This is a genomic window from Paenibacillus aurantius, from assembly GCF_032268605.1.
GTDB lineage: Bacteria > Bacillota > Bacilli > Paenibacillales > NBRC-103111 > Paenibacillus_AO > Paenibacillus_AO aurantius.
This window is the reverse complement of the sequence record NZ_CP130318.1, coordinates 769348-793661: the sequence shown is the minus strand read 5'-3', so window position 1 is coordinate 793661 and position 24314 is coordinate 769348. Positions and strand designations below refer to the sequence as shown.

The window sequence follows — 24314 nt, the reverse complement described above, 5'->3', positions numbered from 1 at the left end:
TCAATCCGCATTACCCGCTCCACGCGGTCCACATGCACATGGTCAAGCTGCACCTTGACTTTGCCGCGGCGGCCCTTCGGTAGCGGGGCGCCTGGAATAGATAGGATGCAATTTGCTGGCGAATGACCGCGAAGTGTCTACCCGGCGGACGGCCCAGCATGCGGCCATTACGCGCCGCTTCCAACATTCCCTCCTGCAGCAGTTGCTTCCGTGCCTCTTCCGGATCTAGCGATTCTTTGCCAACATGAAACAACGAAGGATCCAAAGAAGAAAGCTGATCCCTTGTGAGTTTATGAATGAGTTGCTCGTACAGTCCTAGCTTCATGAAGCACCTCGTTTGCAGGATTTCACTGGAAAGTTTTTGTGTTATGCATTTATGAGCTGTTGTAAGTCCCTCCCAGCCTTATATTCATTCTCGTAATCTATGGTATAGACCTTAAGCCACTTGTTGGGGTTACCCTCCAGGTGCCACGATTCTAAACATTCTCCACTTGCATGAACTCCTTCATGATGTGGATACAACAGAATAACGCTTCCTACATCCTTATACCTCGTCAGATAGGCGTACATTTGATAAAAATCCTGCCTTTGTACCCCATGTCTCGCTCTGGAAGAATGGAGGAGCTTCCACTTGGTGTCCACGATCACCGTTTGGCCGGAAAGATTCTCTAAAAGCAAATCCGGCTCAAGCTGGAAGACCCCTCGGTTCGAACCAGCCTGTACCAACAGCTTGTGAGTTCGGTCCTTGACGGTTACTCGGTTACAAACCTTTCGTGCTAGATAGGAAACATAGGCTTCGAATAAATCATTCATCTTAAACAGAATGGAACTGCTCCTGCTAGAACCTGGTGTTGGTACTGGTGCTGATTGACTGATTAAAAGCTTAGCTAATGTAAAACAGGGTTGAAATCGCCGGTTTGTTCTGTCAAAATGTACCCGGCCCATAAGAGCTTGGTTAGTAGTGACTGAGGTAACCCCATCTAGTAAGGCCAAACAACTTGCCGCCGCTTTTCGAGTCTCTGTGTACTTGCAACGAGATATTACCAGCAGAAGGGCAGCCATAAACACTTGATTTAGCGGATGGTTTATTTGAAACTCATCATACAAACAGCTAACCCCGCCCTGCATCATGGCCTCACGACGAAGCTGACGATTCATATCAATTTTCCCACGTACGAGATGGAGCTCGCCTTGTTCACTTTGATACGTGCGGTAGATGCCCTTTCGCATTTCGCGTGTGAGTTGGTAAGTAAAAAGATAACCTATTATTTCCATCAGGTTCATTCGTTCTAATTTCAGCTGACTGACCTGACTTTCATGAAAATCTAGAAACCCGGACCGCTGTAGCATGCGCAGAAGCACTCGTCTGGAATGCGCAGGGTCATTTCCTGTAACCTTCGGCAGCACCTCGACGGAACAAGAGCTTAACTGGATAAAACCTACATAGTTCATAAAACGAACTTCATGCCGAGTAAAGACTATCCCTTCCTCGTCCAGCCCTTGCTGACGGACGTAAGCGGCCAGCTCATCCGCCTCTTCGGGGGTAACCCCCTCCTGAGAATGCGTGGATATCGGAAGTGAGCCGCTGCATTCTATGGCTACAAGATGCTTCATTCTAGGTCATCCTGTCCGTTCGAATCTGTCGCTGTCTCATAAATTCGCTTTAAAGCTGCCTTTGTCGGATTGTAGTGGACCAGGTATCGGCTTTTATTAGGTTCGAGCGCTCCTATTCTACCTTTAAAGATGCGCGGAGCCAGTAGTTCCTCTCTATTTAAGAAGTAAGTGCTGTCTCCAACTTTCCCCGCTCCTCCTAAAATCAATTCGATTTGTTCCCAATCTTCATAGAAGTATTCCTGAAGCAAAGGAATCACCTTGTTTTGAATTACATAGATGTACTTCAGGATACTAGGGTTATCCATAATTAAATAAGAATGTCCAATAACATGGTCTCGATCATACAGGTACTCAATTCTGTCGTTAATGGTCCGGAGCAGCAGCCTAATGTTAATCCCCTCGACATCGGTTGGAAGCACTGCATAATCAGGTAGCATCTCAACAAATTCAAATCTTCTCCGGAGAGCTGTATCGATTAAGGCGATGGACCGGTCAGCGGTATTCATCGTTCCCAGTAGGTGAACGTTTGATGGTACCCGAAGACGCTCCTCAGAATATGGCAGCGTGATCGAGAGCTCGTTATTCTGTCCCATGCGTTTGTCTGCTTCAATTAGAGTAATAAGCTCACCAAAAATTTTAGAAACGTTACCTCGGTTAATCTCATCAATAATGAGGACATAATTTTGGTTTTTCCCCTGGTGTGCTTGATCCCCAGAGATTATGTTTTGAATACTTTCCATATTCAAGTCTTGAGAGTTGAACATGTAGACTGTTTGTTGGGAGAAGACCTTATCTCGTAGGATACTTTGAACAGGAAGCAGCACTTCGTTATCTTCGAATAGCCATTGCACTTCGCGGAACTGATGGTAGGCAATGGGGGAATCGGCCACATAAGAGTAATCCCCTGTTATTTTGCCAATCGCCCTAGCTTTCTTATTGCCATAAGAAACTACTACAATATCTCCTGGCCTCATCCAATGTTTGAACCTCTCTACAAACTCCACCCCATACGGATTTTCGTTTGGCAGCTCAGCTTCATACAATCGCCGAATTTCCTGCTTATTCCCACAACTCGTGAAATCTACATGCTCCCCCCAACCAAGGGCAATCACATTGTTCGAAATACAATAGTCGTATACCTCGTCGTCATCCGTTGCTGTATTGCCAAGTGACATCTTGAAAACACGGGTATTTTCTGGGTCAAAGTTATAAGTCTGCTTCCGATCAGACGTAGCTGCACGCGCGGCATTACATAGCCTCTTGAAGACACCGTCTTGAACATCATAACGGTTCTTCTCTTTGTTGAAGCGAATGCCTTCGACGAATTCCTCATAACTAAAGGATTGGTGAAACGTGCAGAAGGTGACCTGATTACTTTCAACATACTGGTTAAAAAGATTAACCGCCTCATCCCTACGGCTAGGATCGGTAATAAGATTATTATCGAGATCGGGATCTAATATTGTCAGGGCCTCATAGATGACATGATAAGTTTTTCCGGTGCCCGGAGGGCCATATAAGATCTTATTTACCGGTTGCTTAGTTTTCATAACTACTTGATGACCTCCCCTATCCTCTTCATAACGTTCGAGTAAATATACCACATGATAAGCATCGATTAGGTCTTGCACGTTATACCCAAGCTTTTTTGCCCGGGCAAGGATCATGTGGGTAACTTCATTATATAAGGTATATCTCTCTACCACGTTGTTAGGTGCTGTAAGCCCCAGTCGGTCGACATAGACTCCGTAATCATTGGGTTTATAAAGAACGTAGTCCTCTGGACTATAGGCCGCTAACAAAAGGGCCAGGAGCTGATTCGGTGTCTCCACCTTCTTCTTCGATGCGGCGAACTTACCAGCCTGAAACAACAGGGTATATTGATCCTCCAGTAGCAGCCTAACATCCTTGGTTATGCCATGTTCGAATAATTGCAGAAGGAAGTCTGATACCTTCTCAGAGCTTGCATAGCGCAAGAAGACGAGGAAGTCATCCAGCCAAATATAACCCCCGAGAATTTTCTGAAGAAATGGACGGATGTTGTGCTCCTTATCTTCCCCAGAGATGATTCCTACCAGTTGGTTAATGGCCTTAGTCGCATCTTGCTTTATTCCCCGAAGAATCGGTCCAATAGCAGAAATGAACGTTGTTTTTGGGTTTCTCTCTTGCACAAGATATTTCTGTTCGTTCTGCAGCCGGAACTGGTGGAAACAAGCCAACGATTCGTCCATGAAGGCTTGGTTGAATTGTCCAGTCGATTGACTACTCTCCAGGGCCATTAACTGCTTCAATACCAGTTCACTGTCCTTTTGCCACGGACGGCCATTTGGCCTATCATCTTTGTAATGAACCAAGGTCACACTTGTGGTACTTACCGTCGGATTCTCCTGAAATAAAAGACGAACACCTTGTTTCTTTGCAGCCTCTAGTTTGCCTTGAACCTCAGTCTGAGCAATCTCCGCACCGCTATCTAGCACTATCACATAGTAATGATGGCTATCTATCTTGATAGTCAGAATATAGTACCGAGTCTCTGTCCCCATGATGTATTGTCGATTCACAATACCTAAACGAGCTCGATTAAGAATCTGCTCCTTCAATCGATCCAGCCTCCGCGACTAACATTGTTAAATCTATTTTTGCCAGCCCCACAACAACATCTGTAATATCTCATGGACATGTCCCTGTATCCGCTTGTATATCAACACCACTAGAAGTAATATAATTCCATTATAGCAAGCTAATTGATTAGATGTATGTCATGGAATGTCTGTTCATAAAAAAACCTGCGCGGCGGCGCAGGTGAGAAGTTAAAGTCGGCGTGGGAAGGGATTCCGATTGGCAATGACTTGGATTAGCCTTCGTCGGAATGCGACAGTTGAGGATAAATGGCCGCAGGGGATGAGGGGTTTCTCTGTCTGGAAGATAGCTTGAGAAAGAAAAAACCGAGCGATAATCAGGGAAAATTCCTGATTTCTGTCGGCTCAGCGGCAGACTATTTTTGTTTTCCACAGTTACTTACGTACCAACAACACCACCGACTCCACATGGCTTGAGTAGCAGTCGCAGACACATTGATGTAGTGGTGTTTACCTTAAATTACTAATCCTAAAACCAAGTGATTACGTGCAAATGAACAATATGATTATTTTTGCTTTAAAACAATCCCTTAAAATCACCTTATATTTTTCTGTATTCTTTCAAACCAAACAGCATCCCAAAGAATCATCGCATTATCTAAAAACCATGTTGACCAAAGAACTGGACTCTTTTCCACCACTCTATGAGAATTCTCATGTACCATTAATCTATTAATCACCTTTTTAACCGCAACAAAAAATTGATCAATATCTTCATCAAAGATCTCTGAGAAGTCCCACCATTTACTCATACTCGGGTGCCCACCGAAAAAATTTCTTATGTCGTATAATCTAGCTAACTGGTGTTTTTCCTCTCCCGACATTTCAAAAGCAGTAAGAGTTAAATCCCTTTGATTATCAGAACCATTAATATTCATACGTTCCCTAGCATATTGCTGTATTACGTCTACTGTTTTATCTAAAGAAGTTATAGCTTCTTCATAAAATCCACTGTTTAGTAACTTACAAGAATTTAGAAAATTAAAATGGATTCTATGAACAAATGGGTCTAATGAGTTTGATTGCTCAATTAAGTAAAATAATTGTCTCTCGTTCGAACTTAGTCGTTCCTTATAGATTGGAACAGCCTCAGATTTTAATGCTAATTCAAGGCTGTTCTTACAGTTACTTTTTTCTTTTAGGAACCTAATCATTTTGTGCCCTCTAAAATCACATGTTCGTCCATAAACAAGATTAATTGACGCAATTACATCTATCATCCGACTCCTAGCTACATATTGCGAAGCATAATGGAAAAACCAGGATACTACATCGTATACATGTTCATCTCTACAAATATGTCGTAATCCCCTTTCCCATGAAGGCATTATAATACCTATGTATAAATTCTCCATTCTACTATCAGGAGCAGTTAATAGTTCTTCACCTTTATAGCTAAAACTCAGTTCTTTCGAATCCACTAAATTTCTAATAATTATCTGCACGTCATTGTCTCTTTCAAAAAGATGACTCATTAATACATTATCTAATGAATTAGTGAACTTTCTTGTACCGTGCTCAGGTAGATTCGATTGAGCCCACTGGCAAAACTTACTTTTGAACTTTTGAGCACTAGTTGTCAATGGCACTTGAACATCCACCCTTACTTATTAAAATAAGCCCCTCCTAATTCCGTTCCATTGTGGCACATGCATGAATCACTGAATACATCTTTTGAGTTACTACTATGCATGTTTAAAGTAATCCATACAAATGTTACAGAAATCAGCTTCATATCCACCATCGTCACTGTATCTTCTGTAGATAAGCTTTTCGTTGCACCTTGGTCCATTGCAGGTTGTTAAGTTATCTTGGGTCGGTTTTACCCCACAGGTCAAGCACACATACTGATACCCATCTAGACATAAGAAAGTTTCCAAATCACACTCAGGGCACTCTAACAGAGGGTCTTCTCCACCATCCATCACATGACTGTATCTATCAACAAAACTATCAATATACTGTTCTGTAAAATTCTTGATATTCCCATCACAGAAGTAACAGAAAGCATCGGTTTCATCTGTAAATTCAACCGTCTCTTGATTACAAATTGGACATTGTAAAATTACATCAACATTTTTTAATTTTTTCTGAATTAACTGAAGTCTCTCTTTAACATATTCATCAAATTCATTTAGGTACTCTTGTATTTCTGAAAATCTTTCGTCATCAGAATCAATCAATTCTGTTTCAATCATTTCTGACTTAATAAAAGGAATGAGGTATGCAAAAAGCTTTACAATATTGGATTTAAGCACATCAGCAGTTACTACAAAGTGATAATGTTCTGTTTTATTTCTTTCCTTTCGCAACCAATCCATCATATCAAGAAGGTTCTCATCGAATTTAATACCACTAATTTTCTGTAGCCTCTTGATTAAAGTATCATAATTTACACTTATAAAATCCCCGGATTTCAACTTATCTTTATCGGCAGACTCTATACTTTGAAATATTAACGACCAGTGCTCTTGGAAAAGTATCTCTTTCAATAGCAGCTGTATCCCTGCGTGCAAATTGATTAGTGAATATTTTAGATCTTCATCTGGTCTTTCAATAGTTTGTAAGGACTTTGAAATAAAATCTAATCCGTTCTCGACCATATTTAAGTTAATGCGATGAGCCATGCAGTTTTCCCCCTCCTTAATTACAAAATGATAATAGAACTTGTTTTCAAAACCGAAGCGTTAGCCCAAGGTATAATTGATCGCTTAATGTATGGGGGAGGACTATTGGGTAGGATCTGCACCGTAGCAGAAGTTGTTAGAAACGATTCTGCTATTCCATTCAGTTGTGCAGCAATGTTTTTAAAATCAATATCAAATCGAGCATTTTCACACGAATTTTGTTTCCACTCATCTCAAAATCACAATCTGGCGTAATGGCTTCTTCCGTTTTAGCATAGAGCAACATACCCGCCACATTGTCGGTATTCTCCACATCCTGATTTTTAACGTATGTAAATATCTGATAGAGGTTTTTGGAATAGAAGAACATGTTATAAAATCATCTAATGTGAAGAGATGCTTTATTGCGACGCTTTATAAATCATCGGTTATTTCGTCGCTTTCGTTTTCAGTTGTAAATGATACAAAAAATGGATTAAACCCTGATTTGCTTTGATTTACTAAATCTTCAAAATGGCTTGGTTCTATTGATAAACTTTCAAATTGCTTATTATCAAACATAAAAATCTGAAGATTATCCTTTCCTATGCTTTCATAAGCTTCTGAAATCACTCTTCCTATAGCTTTACAATTTTTTTCATCAAATGGTTTTGATATATGATCAATAACGAGTATGGGTATCAATGGATATCTGTTATCCCTTATCAAAAAATTTAGGAAAGCTAAATACCCACATAGCTGAATAAGAGTATGTCTTGCCATACTACCAATGTAATAGTTGACTTCCTTTTTTATATTTGTTTCGCCATCCACAGCTTTAGTTACCATCGGTTGTAAAATGTTGCCCCGTTTAATATATTGAATTTTAAATCCTTCTTGATTCATATCATCTTCAACTACTGATGATATATCTTTAGCAGAGTAATATAGATTTGTTATCAATTCGGAAATTTCTTTTATTTTTTTAGTATCATCGGAAGCTTGTAGCAGCTTTAATTCTTCACGTATTTTCTTAACTCGTTTTCTTTTCTCTTTTAATTCCTCATCTAAATTACGTACATCTGTCGTAAGATAATCTTCAATCATTGCAATTGATTTGGACTTTTCTTCTAGTGTATACATTTCAAACCGAGAATCATTTCTCTTCATTGCACTTCTTAGCTCTTCTCTCTGTTTTCTCAATTCCTTTATAGTGTTATCACTTATTACATAATTGCTAAATGAAATTGTATTATCAATTTGCCACAGTAGATTTTTTAGAGGATCTATTAAATAGTTAAATCCTTCATTTTCGGTTATTAACGTTTCTAGTTTGCTTAATAGTAGTTTTCTGTTTACATTATCTTTTTCAAATTGCTTTGCATCGGACAAACTGTTTTCATATATCTTTATTTGTTCCGAAATATTGTTATACATGACTTCCAAATCGGCGATATTTCTTTCACTCTTTTTTTTATTTATATTCTGCATACTTTTTATTGTGATTAAGAATTTCCGTATGTCATCCGCATTCTTGCCGGTATACCAAATATTACCCCCTAATTTTTGGAGGTTTTTGTTGACTTGGTTTATAACAAAGTCATATTTAGCAGCGTTCATTTCTATCTCTCTAAGCTCAGCCAGTAAGACTTCTAGCTCATTCTGCAATTCATATATTTTTTCTAAGTTATTGTTAAAGATGAAGTTTAGGACCGGAGCTAACTTGACAGAATATCTTACATCACTACATTTATCTAAAAAATCATGTATTGCTCCTTGTCTTTTTTCACCAAGAAAATTAAACATTGTGAATGTCCTATAAGTTAATTCTTCATCAGTAAAATTCCGAATGTCTCTTAATAAATTAATGTCTCGAGCAAAAATGGAGTTCAATTTATCTTTATATTCTCTTAAATCTATAGCATCTGGCTCGTTCTCTCCGAAGTAATACAAATAATTCTGATTTGGCTCTCTGGTTCTCGAAATACAATACTTTATATTATCAATTTCAAATACCATAGTGGCTTTCTTGAGAGAGTCCACATACCAAGGTTTTTTCCTAATATCTTCAGATGATCCAAACATAAAATCTATAAAACTATAAAACTCAGTCTTACCTGAACTGTTTTTTCCTTTGAAGTAATTTATTCCCGACTTAAACTTGTAGGTATATATTTCGCCATCCATGCTAAACAGCATTAATTCGCTTATTTCAAACATTGTACATTACCTCTTTTATAAATTGTTTGTCCGTCATCCTCTTGCTGGCCTCAATAGTTTTTTCTAAAAAGGCATTCTCACGATAAACTAATTTAGAATTATCTATTGTTGAAATAGCTCTTATGATATTATTTTCTATAAGAATTTCTTCGTTAATTTTCAAAAGATGAATAGCCTTAATGATATATTCGATACTTTCACAGAAACCCTTATAATCCCCTGCTAGAAGAGAGAGACCTTTATATATTAAATCCTGAGAAGAATTAGCATTATATACATTATTCAATAGAAAATTGTTATTTTTAGTAAGATATGAAAAAACAAGCATTTTGCTTATGCTTAACTCATTGTGTCTTTTCAAGATTTGCTTAATTATGTTGCAATATATGCTAATCTGAATAGTTTCTGTTTCAAACTTTAGACTTCGCATTCTGCTCGTCCTCCCATGAGATTTGATTATCAACTATATCTTCTCTTGTAAGATATATGCCACAGCCATATCTTATTTGTTCATTTTCAGCATGTGAATTCGGCAATTTTTTCGTCTCTTCTAGTCTGTTATATGGTTCATCAAGGCTTTCTTTTTGTAGTCTAAATTTTACATTTTCAAAATTCTCAAATGTAGTTTCTTCAATATCTTCAACTTTACTCAATTTATTTGTTTCCATATATTTCATTAGTATATTTTCATAGTAATTCTTAAATGTTAAATGTTGTTTTATTAAATTCTCTGGCAACTCACATGCAACAAGTTGTTTATATTCTCTTAATCCGGATACTTTGCTATCCGTAAGATCTATCTGATTGATTTTTTTAAATTTAGAGTATAATGGAGCAGTAACTTTTTCAGTTAGACGAGACGAAATATCCTCAATCAGTTTAACAAAGTCAGAATACTTAATAGAATATGAACTTTTCTTGTTTACGGCTTCCATAATTTCAACTGTAATATGTTGCAACAATTCCTTGAGTCTTTGATTATAAACTATAGAATTTGCAACTTTTCTAAAGTGAATAGCACATTTGTCGTCAATTTGCTTATCAATATCATTTAACGACAAAAACTCGTATTTTTCATTGATTGCTTTGTATATCTTTTCAAAATCTTCATATTTGTCTTTAAATAACTCTTTCACTTTTGATATCGTGGCATTCTTTTTTTTATTTGACTTTATAATAGTTTTAAATACATCTTCTACTTTATTATCAAAAATAATGTCTTTATTGTTATAAACGTCTTCAGTTAATAAGACATATTTCGTCACATTATTACTCGAAGACTCAAGTAATATCCAATTCAATAAGATTTTCATGGCAACATCATTCGAAATAGTTGTTCTTTTAACCTGAATAGCATGATTAAAGTCTTTACTCAACAAGGTGCTTCTAAAACTTTCACTATTGTCATCAATAGTATCAGCTTTAATTTTTTTCACATTTACATCTTCAATAGTTTCAAATTCTATTTGCATGCCTTCCTTAAGTTCAAGCATATAGTATACAAACACTTTGATTTGAAATGAAAAACCGCTTAAACTATTTATTCCGCTAGAATCTTGCTCGTATTCCATATCTTTTACACCTCACTTTTCAGCCCAATTCAAATTGGAACATAGGATGTCCTATCCTTTTGCCTTCGTATAACTTTGATTCTGATTTCTCTTTAATGCCATGTTTATATTACCTCCAGAATCAGAGGCATGTGTTTTCTTATGATTTCCATAGTATTTCTAATCTTGTGGTACTTTCTATTGATACATTTGAAAATATTCACTATACTTTTTTCTATAAAACTACATAAAATTCCTTTTTTTGCAGATCAATCACCACTCTTGCAACACACATATAGGAATATCCATCAATATATAACCGCCACTCTGCAACAGAAAATTGGGGACGCGAATCGTACGCGTCCCCAATTCATCTATTCAATCATTCAAATTCCTTAAGGAACATCATGATGAAATTCACAATAACATATGGTATTATCGCTGTTCAACTGAGTTATCATTATAAAATATCGGCAACATATCCGTCTTTCGTCTTTGAAAACACAACTTTAGATGGGAATACGTTCTCGCCCATATTTGCTAAACCAACAAAAGTCATCGTCCATTCAGATAACTCTTTTGGAATTCGATAGCATTTTACTTCGTCTTCTTCTACAATCGTAACTACTGGAATCATTTCTTTACTTAAGCCTACTGATAATACATCGAAGGTTTGGTGTCCGTTTTTTATTTCAAGCAAAGGTTGCCTGTCAATGTCAAAGTAAACCTTTGCACCTCGACGATTTATTACAAAACCATTAGATAAGTCATTATCTGTAACGGCATCAATTGGCAACGCCGGTATTTGTCTGCCGTATCTCATTTGTTCAAAATGTTCACCAAGATGTTCACAACAATAAGCGTTAAAATACTCACCTTGCATATCAAGGTCTTTATTTATATCTTCCACCGATTTAAAGTGATTCATGAAACTTAGGAGAGCAATGAACCCAATCAAATCATCCGAGTATGTTCCGGCAAACGCCTTATACCATGTCTTGTTCAATTCAATGGCCATTTGGTGCAATTTCTTGTAAAGAGCGAGCTGTCGCTCATTGACGAGGAACCAGCTCTTGTCGAGAATCTTCTTGTTTAGCAGTTCTTCAGGCGAAGCATATTCCAGTGCGCTATGTAGTGCCTTAAGCAACTTTGAAATGATGCCTGCCAACATATCAGCCATACGAATTCCGCAGGAAGTCAATGAGTCTGCCTCGGAAACTGAGCATAAACCCACTCGTTCAGCGGCTTTTACCGTGTTGCAATGTTCACCTTCCTTGTCTATGGTAATCGAATAATCATGGATTCCTTTTTCGTCCAAAAATTTTCTAAATCCCACGAAAGCAATATCATAATTCCAGTCAATTGTTTTAATCGTGGACACGTCATCCAAGAGCAAGAGAATTTGGCTGAATTGCACGATCTCTTTTTGCTTCAGCGTTTCGTTTGCCTTACCTTTTTCGATTTGGGCTGTAAAGAAGTCTTTCAATAATCCAATAAGTTCACTTGTATTATTATACATCCCCGCCATAATTTCGCTTGGCTGATACAAGACTATTGCCTTCGTGATGGAATATTTCATGGCATCCATATCCACGAAAAGGCTGTTTTCGTAGTCTTCAAATAGCTGATGAATGATGTACTCGATTTTGCTTGTAACAGCATAGTAGACAAGGATTCTTTCATCGAACAGCGCCAAGAAGTCCTCTAACAAGGAGAGGTTATCAGCGTTCAAGGAGGCAAAACCACTTTTTAGTTGGCTTTGCTTGATAGTAGTGCTTTTTAGTTCGCCGTTTGACTGCCTGTGTAGATACTTAGACTCAAACGTTGCGTATCTTTCATACAAGGCTGCCTGATTGTTGGAGGGCCAGCCAACGACAACCGCAATAAAGCTGTCGAAATAATTCTCCGCAGTTATAGTTTTGTGGTTGATTTTCCGGCTATGCTCAGATTCATCATAGTAAAAACTGTATTTGCTCATCGGCTGCCTCCTTTCGCGGTGTGGTAAATCATCATTAATTGCTTTACTTTGACGGAATATATCATTCCCCCTGATAATTTATCAAGCACATATTATCAACGAAATTCTCAAGAGCTCTTCACCATAAAAGGTGCTTGATACTCTCTCTATCGCATGTTTAAATATGTTTGGGGGGCTAACCCCCCAAAATAATTCGGCTATGCTGATTTGCATTCCATTCTTATTCTCGTTTCAAAATGACGCATACTACTGTAGCCATAAGCACGTCGCTTAAGCACCTTTATTTTGTTATTGGTTCCTTCCATGGGAGCGTTGGAGACGCGGTACTGAAAGTAAGACTCGATTTCCGCTCGCCATTTCAAAATTGCTAGGCGTATAGAATTCGCCTCCGCCTTGTCCTAACATAAATGCGAATTTGCCCAAGAAGTATTCATATACTCTACCCAGTGCATCTTCTTCAATTAGCAGAGTATCCGAGTTTTCAAATACTAAAACGACTTCACCTACTCTTCTTTGATCAATATCAGCACCTGAGTAGATTTTAGGGAGCACGCCTGCCAGCTTTTTATTTTCTTTTTCAATCGCAATAAACGCTTCATCAATGATCTGTCCGATATTCGGCTTGGTCGCATGTTCAATAATATATTTCCATCGCGCTTTTTCTGGCACATAGAAAACGTTAAAGCGTTCATACTCATCCCGATCATTTTCAAAACCACCGCCCTCATCGACAAGCTCCTGGTATCTTTTTTCAAAACGATCCGAAATATATTTGAGGAAGATAATCCCCAAGACTACATTTTTATATGCATCAATACTGCCTCTTAATTTATCTGCTGAAGCCCATAATTTATCTTCTAAGCTTGCAACTAACTTCTCGAGCTGGAGGCAAAGTCTGTAAAGTCCAAACTTCAACTACAAAAACAACTCGATAAATTATCAAAAGACATCGATACATTGAAGAAGCGTAAAAAGAATTTTGTCAACCTTTTAGCTGATGAGCTCCTTACACATGAGGAGTATCGCGAAAATGTTGATGCCACCAATACTGAAATCAATGAGTTAGTCTTGAAGAAAACCGAGTTGACATCCGAATTTGAACATGAAAATGTTACAGAAAACCTTAGTCAGCTGAAGTCAGAGTTGCTTAGCTTCCTAAATTTCGATGAATTAACTCCCGAGATGCTACACCGTTTGGTAACTCGGATTGAAGTTCGAGAAGACGGAATGCCACGGATTCATTACCGCTTCTCTGCTCCAAACAACTGAATAGAAGCAGGCTATCCCTTATCGGGAGCCTGCTTCTTCTTTTAAGACGATCTGCGAGACACACTCAACGAGCTCCGTATGCGGGAACATGTACGGGTTGGTTGGGATCTGTATTGGTTGGTTAATACCCTTGATATATAAGGGTTTTAACTATAGCATATCGGTCCTTTTGTTTGAGTTTGATTGCTTGTTGACGCTGTTCGTCAACAAGACGTCAACAAGTCCGTAAGGTTCTATACACAACAAAAATTCCTCATCCGGCTTTTTTTGTTCAAGTTGCGAAAAGGTGGTTTACCTGAGTCCTGTGTGTCTATTAGATACCTCAGGACTCATGCTACTTAGCCTTGAATGCCGAGGACCGGAATCGAACCCGTATAGTGGCCATCCACCGCAGGATTTTAAGTCCTGAACCGTCCTTCGTGCCCCCTCTTCTACATTACGAAAAGCTCGTGCATAAATCCTTTAACCATGCGGCTTAAAGGCACTCTTTATGTTCTACGAGCTCTATGTTAAGGAAGATGCATACGGAGCCATGTTAGCAAAAATGTTAGCAAAATTAAAAGAGCAGAAGCCGTTTAATTCTGCTCTTTTTTAGGACAGCTCACGCTTACAATTGATGCCTATCCAATAAAAATATGCTTAGATGCGATTTTTCAGGCATATGCATCGTATGCGGAGAACGACCTATTCCCGCGATATTGGTTACAGTCACTTCGGGCATGAGTTTTTGAAATGAATACTTCATATCCCCCTTGAGGAAGGCTCTTTTCGTTCTTTATTTATACCGTAGCCTCACCACTAAAAGGCTTGCCATCGGTGTTGTATGTCACGTTGAAAACCATATCCGCCAGCCACTTCTTGAAGGACGGATTGTCACCCCATTGCTTGAATATTTCCATATTATCAGCCATAATGTTAAAAATCACTCGTTGTAAGGCAGCATCACTCTCCATACGGGCGTTTTGCTTATCCGAATTCTTCATAGCGTTTTGGTACTTGGTATCCTTTGATACCATGCCCGGAATACGCTGTATTTGCGCCCGTACATTATCCGCGTCCTTCCAGTCGATGTTTCCGAACAGGTCGTTGAAGATTGACAGTATGTTTGTAAGCAAATCAAGTTCGGGTGGCTGCTTGCCACCGATTCCGCCAGTCGGAACAGGGGCAACTTCGGCATTATCATCTCCAAGCTGAATTGAAATCATAGAGCGGGCTTCCGCACGGTAGCTATCGAGGTCGATTGATTCCATAATACCCGCCGACAAATCTTCCTCTTTGGGTGACGGAAGTTTCGGTAGCAATAGGTTTAGGAAGATGGACAGCTTTTCCCACTCGGCATTACCGTAAGGCAGTATCGCACCGAGGAATCCATATGTTCGTACAAATCCTTTTGCAGAAGACTTGAATTCAACTTGTCCTGCTTCATCAAGTTTTTTGTAATTGTTGGCACAAGTGTCCAGAATTGGATCGAGTTTATCGCGCTCCGCACTGCCAAGATAAAGGTTAATAAAACCGTCCACATGATATTCTGTGTAGACTTGGTGTTGCTCCATTGCTGAAATCAAGTCATATAGCTTGTTCGGGTCTGTTTCGCCTGATAGAATCGTTGTGCGATAATAGCGCGAGAACGCATTTCCAATATCTTCCGATTCGTTAGCAAAATCTAAAACGAAAGTGTCAAACTTACCCTCTTTTGCGCGATTTAGTCGGGAAAGGGTCTGTACCGCTTTAATGTCGGTCAAAATTTTGTCTACATACATTGTATGCAGGAGTGGCTCGTCATAGCCGGTTTGGAACTTGTCCGCTACGACTAAAATACGATAGGGTTCTTCGGCGAACATATCTTCAATATCCTTGCTGGGGAAATCGTTAATTAGGCTCTCGTTTAGCGTTTTGCCACCGTATTCCTTGTCACCCGAAAAGGCGATGATGGCTTTATACGGACTTTTTCGTGCTTCTAGGCAGCTGTAAATGGCGTAAAAGTATTCAATCGCCCGCTCGATACTACTCGTTACGACCATTGCTCGCGCCTTGCCGTCAATTTTGCGGCAGACGATGTCGTGGAAATGCTCAACCATGATGCCCGCTTTAGTGGCAATGGCGAATTCATCACTCTCAACGTAAGCACGGAGTCTTTTCTGCGCCTTTTTCTTGTCGTATTCGGGATTGTCGGTTACAGTTTTCACTAGTTTATAGAAACTCTTTATTGGTGTATAGTATTTCAGCACATCCAAAATAAAGCCTTCTTGAATGGCTTGTTTCATCGAATAGTTATGGAACGGATAGTGTTTGACTGTACCGTCTGGTTGCGAAGAAGGAATGCCGAACATCTCAAGAGTTTTGTTTTTGGGTGTCGCGGTAAAGGCGAAATAACTGGCGTTAGTCAGCATTTTGCGCCCTTCAACAAGTGCGTTGATTTTGTCCTCTACGTCGGCTTCGGGGTCAAAATCGCCACCAAGGGCGACGTTCATAGATGAAGACATATTACCACTTTGACTGCTATGTGCCTCGTCTATGATAATAGCAAATTTGCTGCCTTTATGAGCTGTGCCGATGTCATTTAAAATAAACGGGAATTTGTGTACAGTCGTTATAATAATTTTCTTACCACCGGCGATTGCTTCCCGCAAATCTCCTGAACGCTCCGCCCACGCCACGGTATTCGACACCTGCATAAACTGCTTGATAGTGTCACGGATTTGTTTATCGAGATTCACACGGTCTGTAACCACAATCACAGAATCCACCACCGCAACGCCGTTTACTTCAAGACCTACAAGCTGGTGAGCAAGCCACGCAATGGAGTTCGACTTGCCGCTACCCGCGCTATGCTGGATAAGGTATTTTTGCCCGACGCCATTGGCTTTAACGTTGGCAAGCAATGACCGAACCACGCTGAGTTGATGGTAGCGCGGAAAAATCTGCTTTTCGGTTTTCTTCTTTGTTTTTTTATTTTCATCAATCACCACTTGGGCGTAGTTTTCAATAATATTGGCAAGGCTAAATTTTGTAAGTATTTCTTTCCAAAGGTAGTCGGTCATGATGCCGTTGGGGTTGGGCGGATTGCCCGCACCGTCATTGTAGCCTTTGTCAAAAGGCAGAAACCACGACGCTTTCCCTGCTAGTTTAGTGCAAAACTTCACCCTTGCGTCGTCCACGGCGAAATGCACCATACACCGCTTGAAACTAAACAGCAACTCCTTTGGGTCGCGGTAGGTCTTGTATTGATAAACGGCATCTTCCACGTCTTGTTTGGTTAGCTGGTTCTTCAGCTCGCAGGTGACGACGGGCAAACCGTTTATAAAAACGCAAAAATCTAAAGCGAGGCGAGTGTTATCCTTACTGTATTGCAATTGGCGGGTGACACTAAAAATGTTCTTCTCAAAAAGTTCCTTTGCCGCAGGGTTCTTTTCCGATGGGGTCATGTAAAACATAACAAGGCTTGCGGGATAAACTTTCACACCGTTTCGAAGAACGTCAATAACGCCGCGTTTGGCGATTTCACCAACAAGTCGGTCAAGAAACTGACTATATTTAAGTCTGCTTTGCTTAACCCCAAGCAATTCCAATTGTTTAGGTTGTGTCGCCTCTAAGAAGCGGAACAACCGCGTTTCATCAATAGTATACTCTTTGTTGTAGTCCTCGTTCGTGCCTTGATCGTAGCCGTTTTTTTCTACGAGCCAGTCAACAATTAGGGACTCAAGTCCCGATTCTCTTGTATTTTGCATACTCAAACCTCGTTCGCCATTTGTGGAAGTTCATATACATTTTTAAGCAATTGACTAATAAATACAATTATTCGTGCAGCGTCTTCTTTTGTTGCTTCGTCTATTTCGTGGATGTAATGGTTTCCTCGTTCCCTTATTTTGTCGACCCAAGGTCGATTGTGCCGCGATGTATACCCTTCTGTCTCTAAATAGTTTACATATTCAATAAAACTAAGATTTGCGCCTGCACCTTTATCCACAGCTATATGCATCACTAACGAGCGAGCGACCATTATAACCGAGTAGTAACATTCAGTAGAAAACGACTTTCTACATTCAACGTACATCTTTTCAATCTTCTCTGGCAGATGCTTTATATCCTCAAATGGCAGGAATAAGGACGGCGGTATTATCTTGCCATCTTGCCCTATCGTTACGGGCATACTGCACTGCGAACACTTAAAGATATGGTACTTAATCGCACCGAGTTCGGCATCAACAATTCTTGTGTCGGCAGTTGTGCGAACAACAACATTACAATACGGACAGCGAAAAGTTTCTTCTTTTCGTTCTCGCTTGCTTGGCTTTTCCCAATTCCATTCTTTTATTGCGAGCATTATTCATCACCCGCTTCTTCAAAACTATCGTCCGCATCATCATCTTCCACAACAGCAGTTTCCTCTACAGTTTCATAATCGGGAATTACCACGTCCCGCACATCCATTTTGCCTGTGACTACATCGGAAATAAGGCGAGTGCGGTATTCCTGGAGGAGTTTCATCTGCTCGTTTTCAATTTTTATTTTGCTATCAATACCAACACAAATGGTATCAAGCTGTGAAACAATAGCTTCTTGCTCTCCAATAGGAGGTACAAGAATTTTGAGTCGACGAAGCGCACTTGTAGAAATGTGAACGATAATATCACCTTTTGCCATAGATGCCCTTTGTTTTGCTACATAAGGACACCGTAAAGCGTAAGCCAAAAAGCTATATAAAACATTATCATTAGCAGTGAATATTGCGGCATCACCACTACACCATGTGTCCTCGTCAATACTATTAACAAGTGCTTGCCCTATTTCCTCTTTAGTTTCTCCGGATAAAGCAAACAACATTTCGGACTTATAAACTCGAGCATATGAAACTGATGACTCCGCTGTAATTCTTGTGATTGGTTCGTGCAAGAACAATACGCCACTACGATAAATATCACCATAACGAATACAAGCAACGCCACCGCTCTCTGCATCATCGGCACGAGAACCACCAAATCCTTTACGAAAGCTACCAAGATTACCAAGACTAACGTCCTGCCATCCATCACCGCCTCGCGTCACAGCCTCATTTATCGCAGCCCGCTTCTGCTCCTGCAACAGTGCAATCAGCTTCTTCTTAGCGTTAATAAGCCTGTTTATCCCCAAGACTCTCCAATCTAAAAAGCGTACAATTTGGTCTTGCTCATTGCGTGGCGGGAGGGGCATCATAACATAGTTCATATTTTGCATTGAAACACGTAAGCGAATTGTATTAAGGCTTCCTGTTGAAGATTCGTGAACAAGAATGCCTTTGCTAATACCAATTAAACTTCGATAGAACGTAACCAAACGAAAGATGTAATTGTAGTACCAGATGTTGATTTCATCTGCGTTCCTTGGATATAAAGCGTAGTACACAGGGCTTATCGCACCATGCCATTTAGAAACACCACAAGAGCCTGCCAGTACATTCATGCAGTTAACAAGCAAGTCGTTCTCATGTGCGATTGAATATTTTGTTAAGTCATTTTTAGGCTTGTTGCCTCCTTTCTCCACGCGCTCGGAATACGGAACAACACCATGTGCCGCTGACAGAGATAGGATAAAATCCGTTTTCACTGGTGCATTTGTCTCTTTGCGTTGCTGCAACAACGCCCCAATACGCTTACTTTCCCATCGTTCTGGCAGATCACCAAACCATTCGCTCATTCCAATACCTCCGCAAGCAAACCATTGGTTTCCACTTCCAACGCCCGAATATCTGCAACAATTTCCGTGAGTTCACGGAGTTGTACCGCCTTATAAAAATGCTTGGTGAAACTGATTTCATAACCGATTTGCGTCTTGTTTGCATCCACCCAAGCATCGGGAGCGTAAGGCAAAACTTCTTTTTCAATAAAAGCATCAATACCGCCTTTGTAGTCGAGCGGAATCTGTTCTGTTTCGGTCAAGTCCTTATTCGGCACGAGTTTACCTTTTTTATCGCGGAGTGGCTTGCCGTCCTCTCCCAACTGCGGACGCAAAACAGTAACTTTCCAATAACCAAACGCGCTGTTGTCAAAAATCTTACTGGATTCGTTCTCTTCAAAATCAAGGAACAATTGCAGAATCTGCTCACGCAACGCCTTTGTTAGCTCGCAGTTCTTTTGCCCAAGGTTCTTGCGAAGCGGTGATTTAAGCGTGGTCGCGTCAATCAACTGGATTTTCCCCCTGCGCTGCGCGTCTTTACGGTTGGACAGCACCCAAATAAATGTACCAATGCCCGTGTTGTAAAACATATTGTTTGGCAAGGCTATAATCGCTTCTACCAAATCCCGCTCAATCATATAGCGACGAGCATTGCTTTCTCCTTGCCCTGCATCACCCGTAAATAATGAAGAACCGTTATGAACCTCGGCAATGCGCGAACCCATTTCGGTGGTTTCTTTCATCTTGGCCACGTTGTTAAGCAAAAATAAAAGCTGACCATCGCTGACGCGCGGAATCATCGAGAATTCGGGATTGTCATCGAAAGACGTAACAAAGCGGGTGTCCTGAATACCTTTCTTGCCGCCGAGCCTATCCGCATCGGTCTTCCATGATTTTCCATAAGGGGGATTGGAAAGCATAAAATCAAACTGTCGGGAGGGAAAGCCATCGCTCGATAGTGTAGAACCGAACGCGATATTGTCCGCTTCAGCACCCTCTCCTTTTAGCAGCATATCCGCCTTGGTGATGGCATAGGTTTCGGGGTTGATTTCTTGCCCAAACAAATGAATAGACACCGTGAGGTTATTCTTTTCAGCAAGGGAAAGCAGACGGTCTTGGCTCACAGTGAGCATACCACCAGTGCCGCTCGCGCCGTCATACACGGAATATGTAGAGTCCTTTATTTGGTCGGCAACCGGTAAAAAAATAAGGTCTGCCATCAACTCTACAACGTCACGGGGAGTGAAGTGTTCCCCAGCTTCCTCGTTGTTTTCCTCATTGAAGCGGCGAATAAGTTCCTCGAAAATAACTCCCATCGAGTGGTTGTCCAGCGCGGGTATGCGAACGCCGCCTGTATCATCCAACACAGGGAGTGGACTGAGATTAACGGTTGGAGACACGAATTTCTCAATTACCGCACCGAGAATGTCCGCGTCAATCATCGTGTCTATCTGGTTACGGAATTTGAACTTTTCGAGTATTTCTTGCACGTTTGGCGAAAAGCCATCTAAATAGGCGATAAAGTCAGTTTTTAGTTTCTGCTGGCTTACGCGGCTCGTCAAGTCACGCAGACGAAAATCCGATGAGTTGCAGAAAGACTGCCCAGCGGCATTGCATAACGCTTCGTTCTGATTGGTCACGCCCGCCGAGTCCAGCTTCTTTTTCATATCAAGAACAGCGTCCTTGGTATCTTCAAGCACGGCATCCAAGCGACGGATGACCGTCATGGGTAAAATAACATCGCGGTACTTGCCGCGTACATATACATCTCGCAGGCAGTCGTCTGCAATGCCCCATATGAAACTGACTATTCGGTTGTGAGTTTGGTTATTCATCATTCGTTCTCCTTAGAATCATCTATGGTAATTATTTCTGCCACTTGCCCAGAACGTATCCATGAGTCCACTTCGGGGCTTCGAAAACTGGCGTTTGCTTGTTTGATTTCAGAATCTGCGGTGCACTTTTCACCTGTTTCCATGTACTTGAAATGCCGCCACTTGGGTCGTTATCGTCGCGGTTATCATCTTCTTTCGCGCCTTCCGTAGTAATAATCTCGTTCAGCTCAGCAAGCACGTCCGTCAGACGCTTCCGAAAATGTTTCATCATCGAATGATGAAACGGCTGCTTTATGACGATCCCGGCCACCCCGCTTTAGTATGGTATGTATGGGATTTTTGCTGATCGTTTCTAGTCTCGGTCGGATAGCTGCATTCTCTCTTGGATGATAGGCGAGCCAAATCCCATCGCAAACTGAGCGTTTGCTGATCTCGAAAGGTATCTTTGAGAAACTTACCGTATTTCTGCCCGGCCGCTGCCCACTGCACCAGCCGGGCCAACTGAACACTTCGATTTTCTTCATCCAGCTTTCCACCGAATGGAAGGAAGAAATCTCCGGGCAGAATCAATTGTATCTTTCAGTTGCTCCGTTGGTTTGAACACACGCCTCGCCCCATTTGTAAAGGTTTTGCGTTATTTACGGGATTTTCCTTAATATGTGATGAATTCGACAAAAAGTGCTAATATCCTTGTTTCAGTGTAATTTCCAATCACTCTTACCGTTCGGCAAGCCCTATGTAAGACCTTAAATCTTGAGTAAACATGTGAATTCAAGATACATCGCTATAACCAATTAGGAAGTTCAACTCCCCAACAGCCTTCAATATTAACATACACAGGCATCTCGTAAAAATCTATTTAATCACAAAATACGTTCTCGAAAATTGGAAAACACAAATCTATATTATATCCATGTGTATAAAAATGACCACTAGTAACAAACCTTCAAGCATGTACTGCCCTTATGTGTCCTATCATATTATATCGGAGTATCTTCAACGAGGTTTAATAGTATATCCTGGTCATATAAGGTAGAATCTTTGTCTTCCCTCTCGGGGTAAAGTCTAAGATAATTAACATTATAATCATTCAGCAACTCGTCGATATTTGCGGATTTTCAAATAAATCATTGATTCCATCTTTTTGATCCTATGTATAGATGCTGTTAGTTCGAATTCCAAGCCTTTTTTCTTTCATACTCCCTTCAATATGTTCATCTACATTCCAAAAAAACTCCTTTATTTCTGAAGACGTATAATATCCTTCCTATTTGTCTTTCAGTTATTCGAAATATTAATTTTGTTGATACGATAGTTTCACAACCGCTTTCATATTCTGCCGATCGATCATGTTCGATATGAAGGCCGTATTCGTCACAGATAGGGCACTTATATCGTTTTTTATAGGTTAATGCTGGGTATTTTTCTCTAAATAATCTTTGCCACATAAGTATGCACCCCATTTATTAAATATACATGTAGCAATAGTATTGTCGGCATAATGAAAAAAGCTCCAATAGTCATCTATATAATGACTTCGGAGCCTTTATCACCTTGAACCTAATGCCCTAATAACTTTGAAGCCGTCTGGTAAACCCAATAATAATAAAGGCCTACCATTGCGAAAAAATACATATTCACTTCAAAGCTTTCTAAGCCAAGAGCATTCCTAAGTAACGGAATTACTTTTGGATATAGTTTTTTAAGTGGGTACAAGAAAAGTAAGGAAATAACGTGGATCGTGAGAAAAATAAACATTTAACATTCCTCCATAGAAATTGGTATCAGAGTAGTTTTTAGGCATATGCCCTTGCATCGCTTAAATTACTCTTACACCTCTATGGGGCTTTTCTCACTATGCCCCTTATTCCTTAACTCACCATAAAACTATTGAAGTCCAAGGGTAGGTAAATAATACCATATTCCGTTTTATTATTCAATATCTTATAAATAGCACATTTATTCCACTTTATATTAAAGCCTAAATTAATGTTACCTAGTAAGAGGTGACAGATATAAATTGAATAACGTAAAAAAAAATCCATCAAGCTAGCAAGCGAGGACAAGTTTCGCTTTCCAGCATGAATATTCATTTTTCAAATTTTATGTTATCCAACACTAAACAAACTTCATTTAGAAATTCGCTAAATATCTTGACCATGTAACTGATAAATTCATAGTTGAATTCTAGAGACCTTGCCTGATTCTCTAGTTGTAAAATGCACTAAATTTATCATATTATCAAGCGATAAGATTATACGGTATAATTCTGTTCCGCTTTCCACAATACTCTTTCCTTCATGTGCAATAAAGTTTCTGATCTGCCTAATTTCATTTACTTGTTCCCAAAGTCTACTCTCGAATAACGAAGCAAATGTATCGGTGGTCTTAATCAAATAATCTTTAGATTGAATTATTCCGAAGTTTTTCTTTCTGCCTAAAGAAGAGAAACGGTATCTGCGATGAAGAACATCACATAAATTCTTAAGTTGTACCTCAAAAAATGAATAACAAGAAATCACCATAGACCTCTTTAAAATATTTGGGAACGATTTATTTATCGTAGTGTAGTCATCTAAATACATATATTCGAACATCTCATCTTTGCTTTCATCATCTAACCCCTTAGATTGCTCCTCAAAATCATCTTCTACTCTTTTTTTTCTCACACTGATCGCTACTTCCATATCCGAAAAGAATTTTTCAAATTCATCAAATCCAATTTCATAGGTCATTTTAAGCCAACCAGTTGCAATTTTTTCTCCCATTCTGTTCACCCTTCTTTATCTAAAGATCGCGCCAATAACTTTTACACTAGCATCTGGGTTTCAACTTCGAAAATAATATTTTACATTTCACTAGCTTTGATTTAATAGCTAAGTAAGTCTCACTTCAATTTCCATCTTAATACGATAGGATAAGATTTTTAAACCTTTATTATTGATGATTTC

At 39.8% G+C, this 24314-nt stretch carries 17 protein-coding genes and 2 pseudogenes; 1 reads left to right on the top strand and 18 read right to left on the bottom strand.

Translation table 11 applies throughout. The features are described from left to right. Positions 1-10: 10 nt before the first annotated feature. The 12 genes and pseudogenes from MJA45_RS03960 to MJA45_RS03905 form a co-directional block, all read right to left on the bottom strand. The gene (locus MJA45_RS03960; RefSeq protein ID WP_315605993.1) at positions 11-325 is read right to left on the bottom strand and encodes a hypothetical protein; all 315 of its coding nucleotides are present in this window, start codon (positions 323-325) and stop codon (positions 11-13) included. A gap of 41 nt (positions 326-366) precedes the next feature. After that, a complete protein-coding gene (locus MJA45_RS03955; RefSeq protein ID WP_315605992.1) occupies positions 367-1614 on the bottom strand; it encodes an McrC family protein in 1248 nt (415 codons plus the stop codon). Further along, positions 1611-4214: an AAA family ATPase gene (locus MJA45_RS03950; protein WP_315605991.1), complete on the bottom strand. Its 2604-nt coding sequence runs from the start codon at positions 4212-4214 to the stop codon at positions 1611-1613. The genes MJA45_RS03955 and MJA45_RS03950 overlap by 4 nt, the downstream gene beginning before the upstream one ends. Positions 4215-4789: 575 nt before the next feature. Beyond that, positions 4790-5854, bottom strand: a complete 1065-nt coding sequence (locus MJA45_RS03945; protein ID WP_315605990.1) for a hypothetical protein — start codon at positions 5852-5854, stop codon at positions 4790-4792. Positions 5855-5938: 84 nt separating this feature from the next. Further along, positions 5939-6880, bottom strand: coding sequence for a hypothetical protein (locus MJA45_RS03940; RefSeq protein WP_315605989.1), 942 nt, complete (start codon positions 6878-6880; stop codon positions 5939-5941). Positions 6881-7040: 160 nt separating this feature from the next. Then, positions 7041-7175, bottom strand: a complete 135-nt coding sequence (locus MJA45_RS03935; RefSeq protein WP_315605988.1) for a hypothetical protein — start codon at positions 7173-7175, stop codon at positions 7041-7043. A 119-nt stretch (positions 7176-7294) separates the two neighbouring features. Further along, the gene (locus tag MJA45_RS03930) at positions 7295-9079 is read right to left on the bottom strand and encodes an AAA family ATPase (protein WP_315605987.1); all 1785 of its coding nucleotides are present in this window, start codon (positions 9077-9079) and stop codon (positions 7295-7297) included. Further along, positions 9072-9509 (bottom strand): hypothetical protein, encoded by a 438-nt coding sequence (locus tag MJA45_RS03925; protein WP_315605986.1) that lies wholly within the window; start codon positions 9507-9509, stop codon positions 9072-9074. Before MJA45_RS03925 ends, MJA45_RS03930 begins: the two co-directional genes overlap by 8 nt. Then, complete coding sequence (locus MJA45_RS03920; protein WP_315605985.1) at positions 9490-10650, bottom strand: hypothetical protein; 1161 nt, start codon at positions 10648-10650, stop codon at positions 9490-9492. The genes MJA45_RS03925 and MJA45_RS03920 overlap by 20 nt, the downstream gene beginning before the upstream one ends. A gap of 439 nt (positions 10651-11089) precedes the next feature. Beyond that, on the bottom strand, positions 11090-12607 hold the full coding sequence (locus tag MJA45_RS03915) for a hypothetical protein (RefSeq protein WP_315605984.1): 1518 nt from the start codon (positions 12605-12607) through the stop codon (positions 11090-11092). A 197-nt stretch (positions 12608-12804) separates the two neighbouring features. Further along, positions 12805-12924, bottom strand: a pseudogene (locus MJA45_RS03910) (transposase); the annotation flags it as partial. Beyond that, positions 12896-13522, bottom strand: a complete 627-nt coding sequence (locus MJA45_RS03905; protein WP_315605982.1) for a type I restriction-modification system subunit M N-terminal domain-containing protein — start codon at positions 13520-13522, stop codon at positions 12896-12898. The pseudogene MJA45_RS03910 and the gene MJA45_RS03905, both read right to left, overlap by 29 nt. A 42-nt stretch (positions 13523-13564) precedes the next feature. Between MJA45_RS03905 and MJA45_RS03900 the strand changes: the two genes are divergently transcribed. Then, positions 13565-13876 (top strand): DUF4368 domain-containing protein, encoded by a 312-nt coding sequence (locus MJA45_RS03900; protein WP_315605981.1) that lies wholly within the window; start codon positions 13565-13567, stop codon positions 13874-13876. A gap of 779 nt (positions 13877-14655) precedes the next feature. Here MJA45_RS03900 and MJA45_RS03895 read toward each other — a convergent pair. The 6 genes and pseudogenes from MJA45_RS03895 to MJA45_RS03870 all read right to left on the bottom strand — a co-directional run bounded on the left by MJA45_RS03895 (position 14656) and on the right by MJA45_RS03870 (position 24131). Continuing rightward, entirely contained in the window at positions 14656-17604 is a 2949-nt protein-coding gene (locus MJA45_RS03895; protein ID WP_315605980.1) for a type I restriction endonuclease subunit R, read from the bottom strand. Positions 17605-17606: 2 nt separating this feature from the next. Further along, positions 17607-18200, bottom strand: coding sequence for a DUF4145 domain-containing protein (locus MJA45_RS03890; protein WP_315605979.1), 594 nt, complete (start codon positions 18198-18200; stop codon positions 17607-17609). Continuing rightward, on the bottom strand, positions 18200-19549 hold the full coding sequence (locus MJA45_RS03885) for a restriction endonuclease subunit S (protein ID WP_315605978.1): 1350 nt from the start codon (positions 19547-19549) through the stop codon (positions 18200-18202). Before MJA45_RS03885 ends, MJA45_RS03890 begins: the two co-directional genes overlap by 1 nt. Next, positions 19546-21363, bottom strand: coding sequence for a type I restriction-modification system subunit M (locus MJA45_RS03880; protein ID WP_315605977.1), 1818 nt, complete (start codon positions 21361-21363; stop codon positions 19546-19548). Before MJA45_RS03880 ends, MJA45_RS03885 begins: the two co-directional genes overlap by 4 nt. A gap of 91 nt (positions 21364-21454) precedes the next feature. Next, positions 21455-21967: pseudogene (locus MJA45_RS03875) on the bottom strand (IS5/IS1182 family transposase); the annotation flags it as partial. 1570 nt (positions 21968-23537) lie between these two features. Continuing rightward, positions 23538-24131 carry a hypothetical protein gene (locus MJA45_RS03870; protein WP_315605976.1) on the bottom strand — a complete coding sequence of 198 codons (594 nt, stop codon included), beginning with the start codon at positions 24129-24131 and terminating at the stop codon, positions 23538-23540. Between the last annotated feature and the right edge of the window lie 183 nt (positions 24132-24314).

Excerpts from the sequence above, each read along its gene's own strand:
- MJA45_RS03960 (WP_315605993.1), bottom strand. The coding sequence starts at position 325 with ATGAAGCTAGGACTGTACGAGCAACTCATTCATAAACTCACAAGGGAT.
- MJA45_RS03955 (WP_315605992.1), bottom strand. The coding sequence starts at position 1,614 with ATGAAGCATCTTGTAGCCATAGAATGCAGCGGCTCACTTCCGATATCC.
- MJA45_RS03940 (WP_315605989.1), bottom strand. The coding sequence starts at position 6,880 with ATGGCTCATCGCATTAACTTAAATATGGTCGAGAACGGATTAGATTTT.
- MJA45_RS03930 (WP_315605987.1), bottom strand. The coding sequence starts at position 9,079 with ATGTTTGAAATAAGCGAATTAATGCTGTTTAGCATGGATGGCGAAATA.
- MJA45_RS03925 (WP_315605986.1), bottom strand. The coding sequence starts at position 9,509 with ATGCGAAGTCTAAAGTTTGAAACAGAAACTATTCAGATTAGCATATAT.
- MJA45_RS03920 (WP_315605985.1), bottom strand. The coding sequence starts at position 10,650 with ATGGAATACGAGCAAGATTCTAGCGGAATAAATAGTTTAAGCGGTTTT.
- MJA45_RS03915 (WP_315605984.1), bottom strand. The coding sequence starts at position 12,607 with ATGAGCAAATACAGTTTTTACTATGATGAATCTGAGCATAGCCGGAAA.
- MJA45_RS03895 (WP_315605980.1), bottom strand. The coding sequence starts at position 17,604 with ATGCAAAATACAAGAGAATCGGGACTTGAGTCCCTAATTGTTGACTGG.
- MJA45_RS03890 (WP_315605979.1), bottom strand. The coding sequence starts at position 18,200 with ATGCTCGCAATAAAAGAATGGAATTGGGAAAAGCCAAGCAAGCGAGAA.
- MJA45_RS03885 (WP_315605978.1), bottom strand. The coding sequence starts at position 19,549 with ATGAGCGAATGGTTTGGTGATCTGCCAGAACGATGGGAAAGTAAGCGT.
- MJA45_RS03880 (WP_315605977.1), bottom strand. The coding sequence starts at position 21,363 with ATGAATAACCAAACTCACAACCGAATAGTCAGTTTCATATGGGGCATT.
- MJA45_RS03870 (WP_315605976.1), bottom strand. The coding sequence starts at position 24,131 with ATGGGAGAAAAAATTGCAACTGGTTGGCTTAAAATGACCTATGAAATT.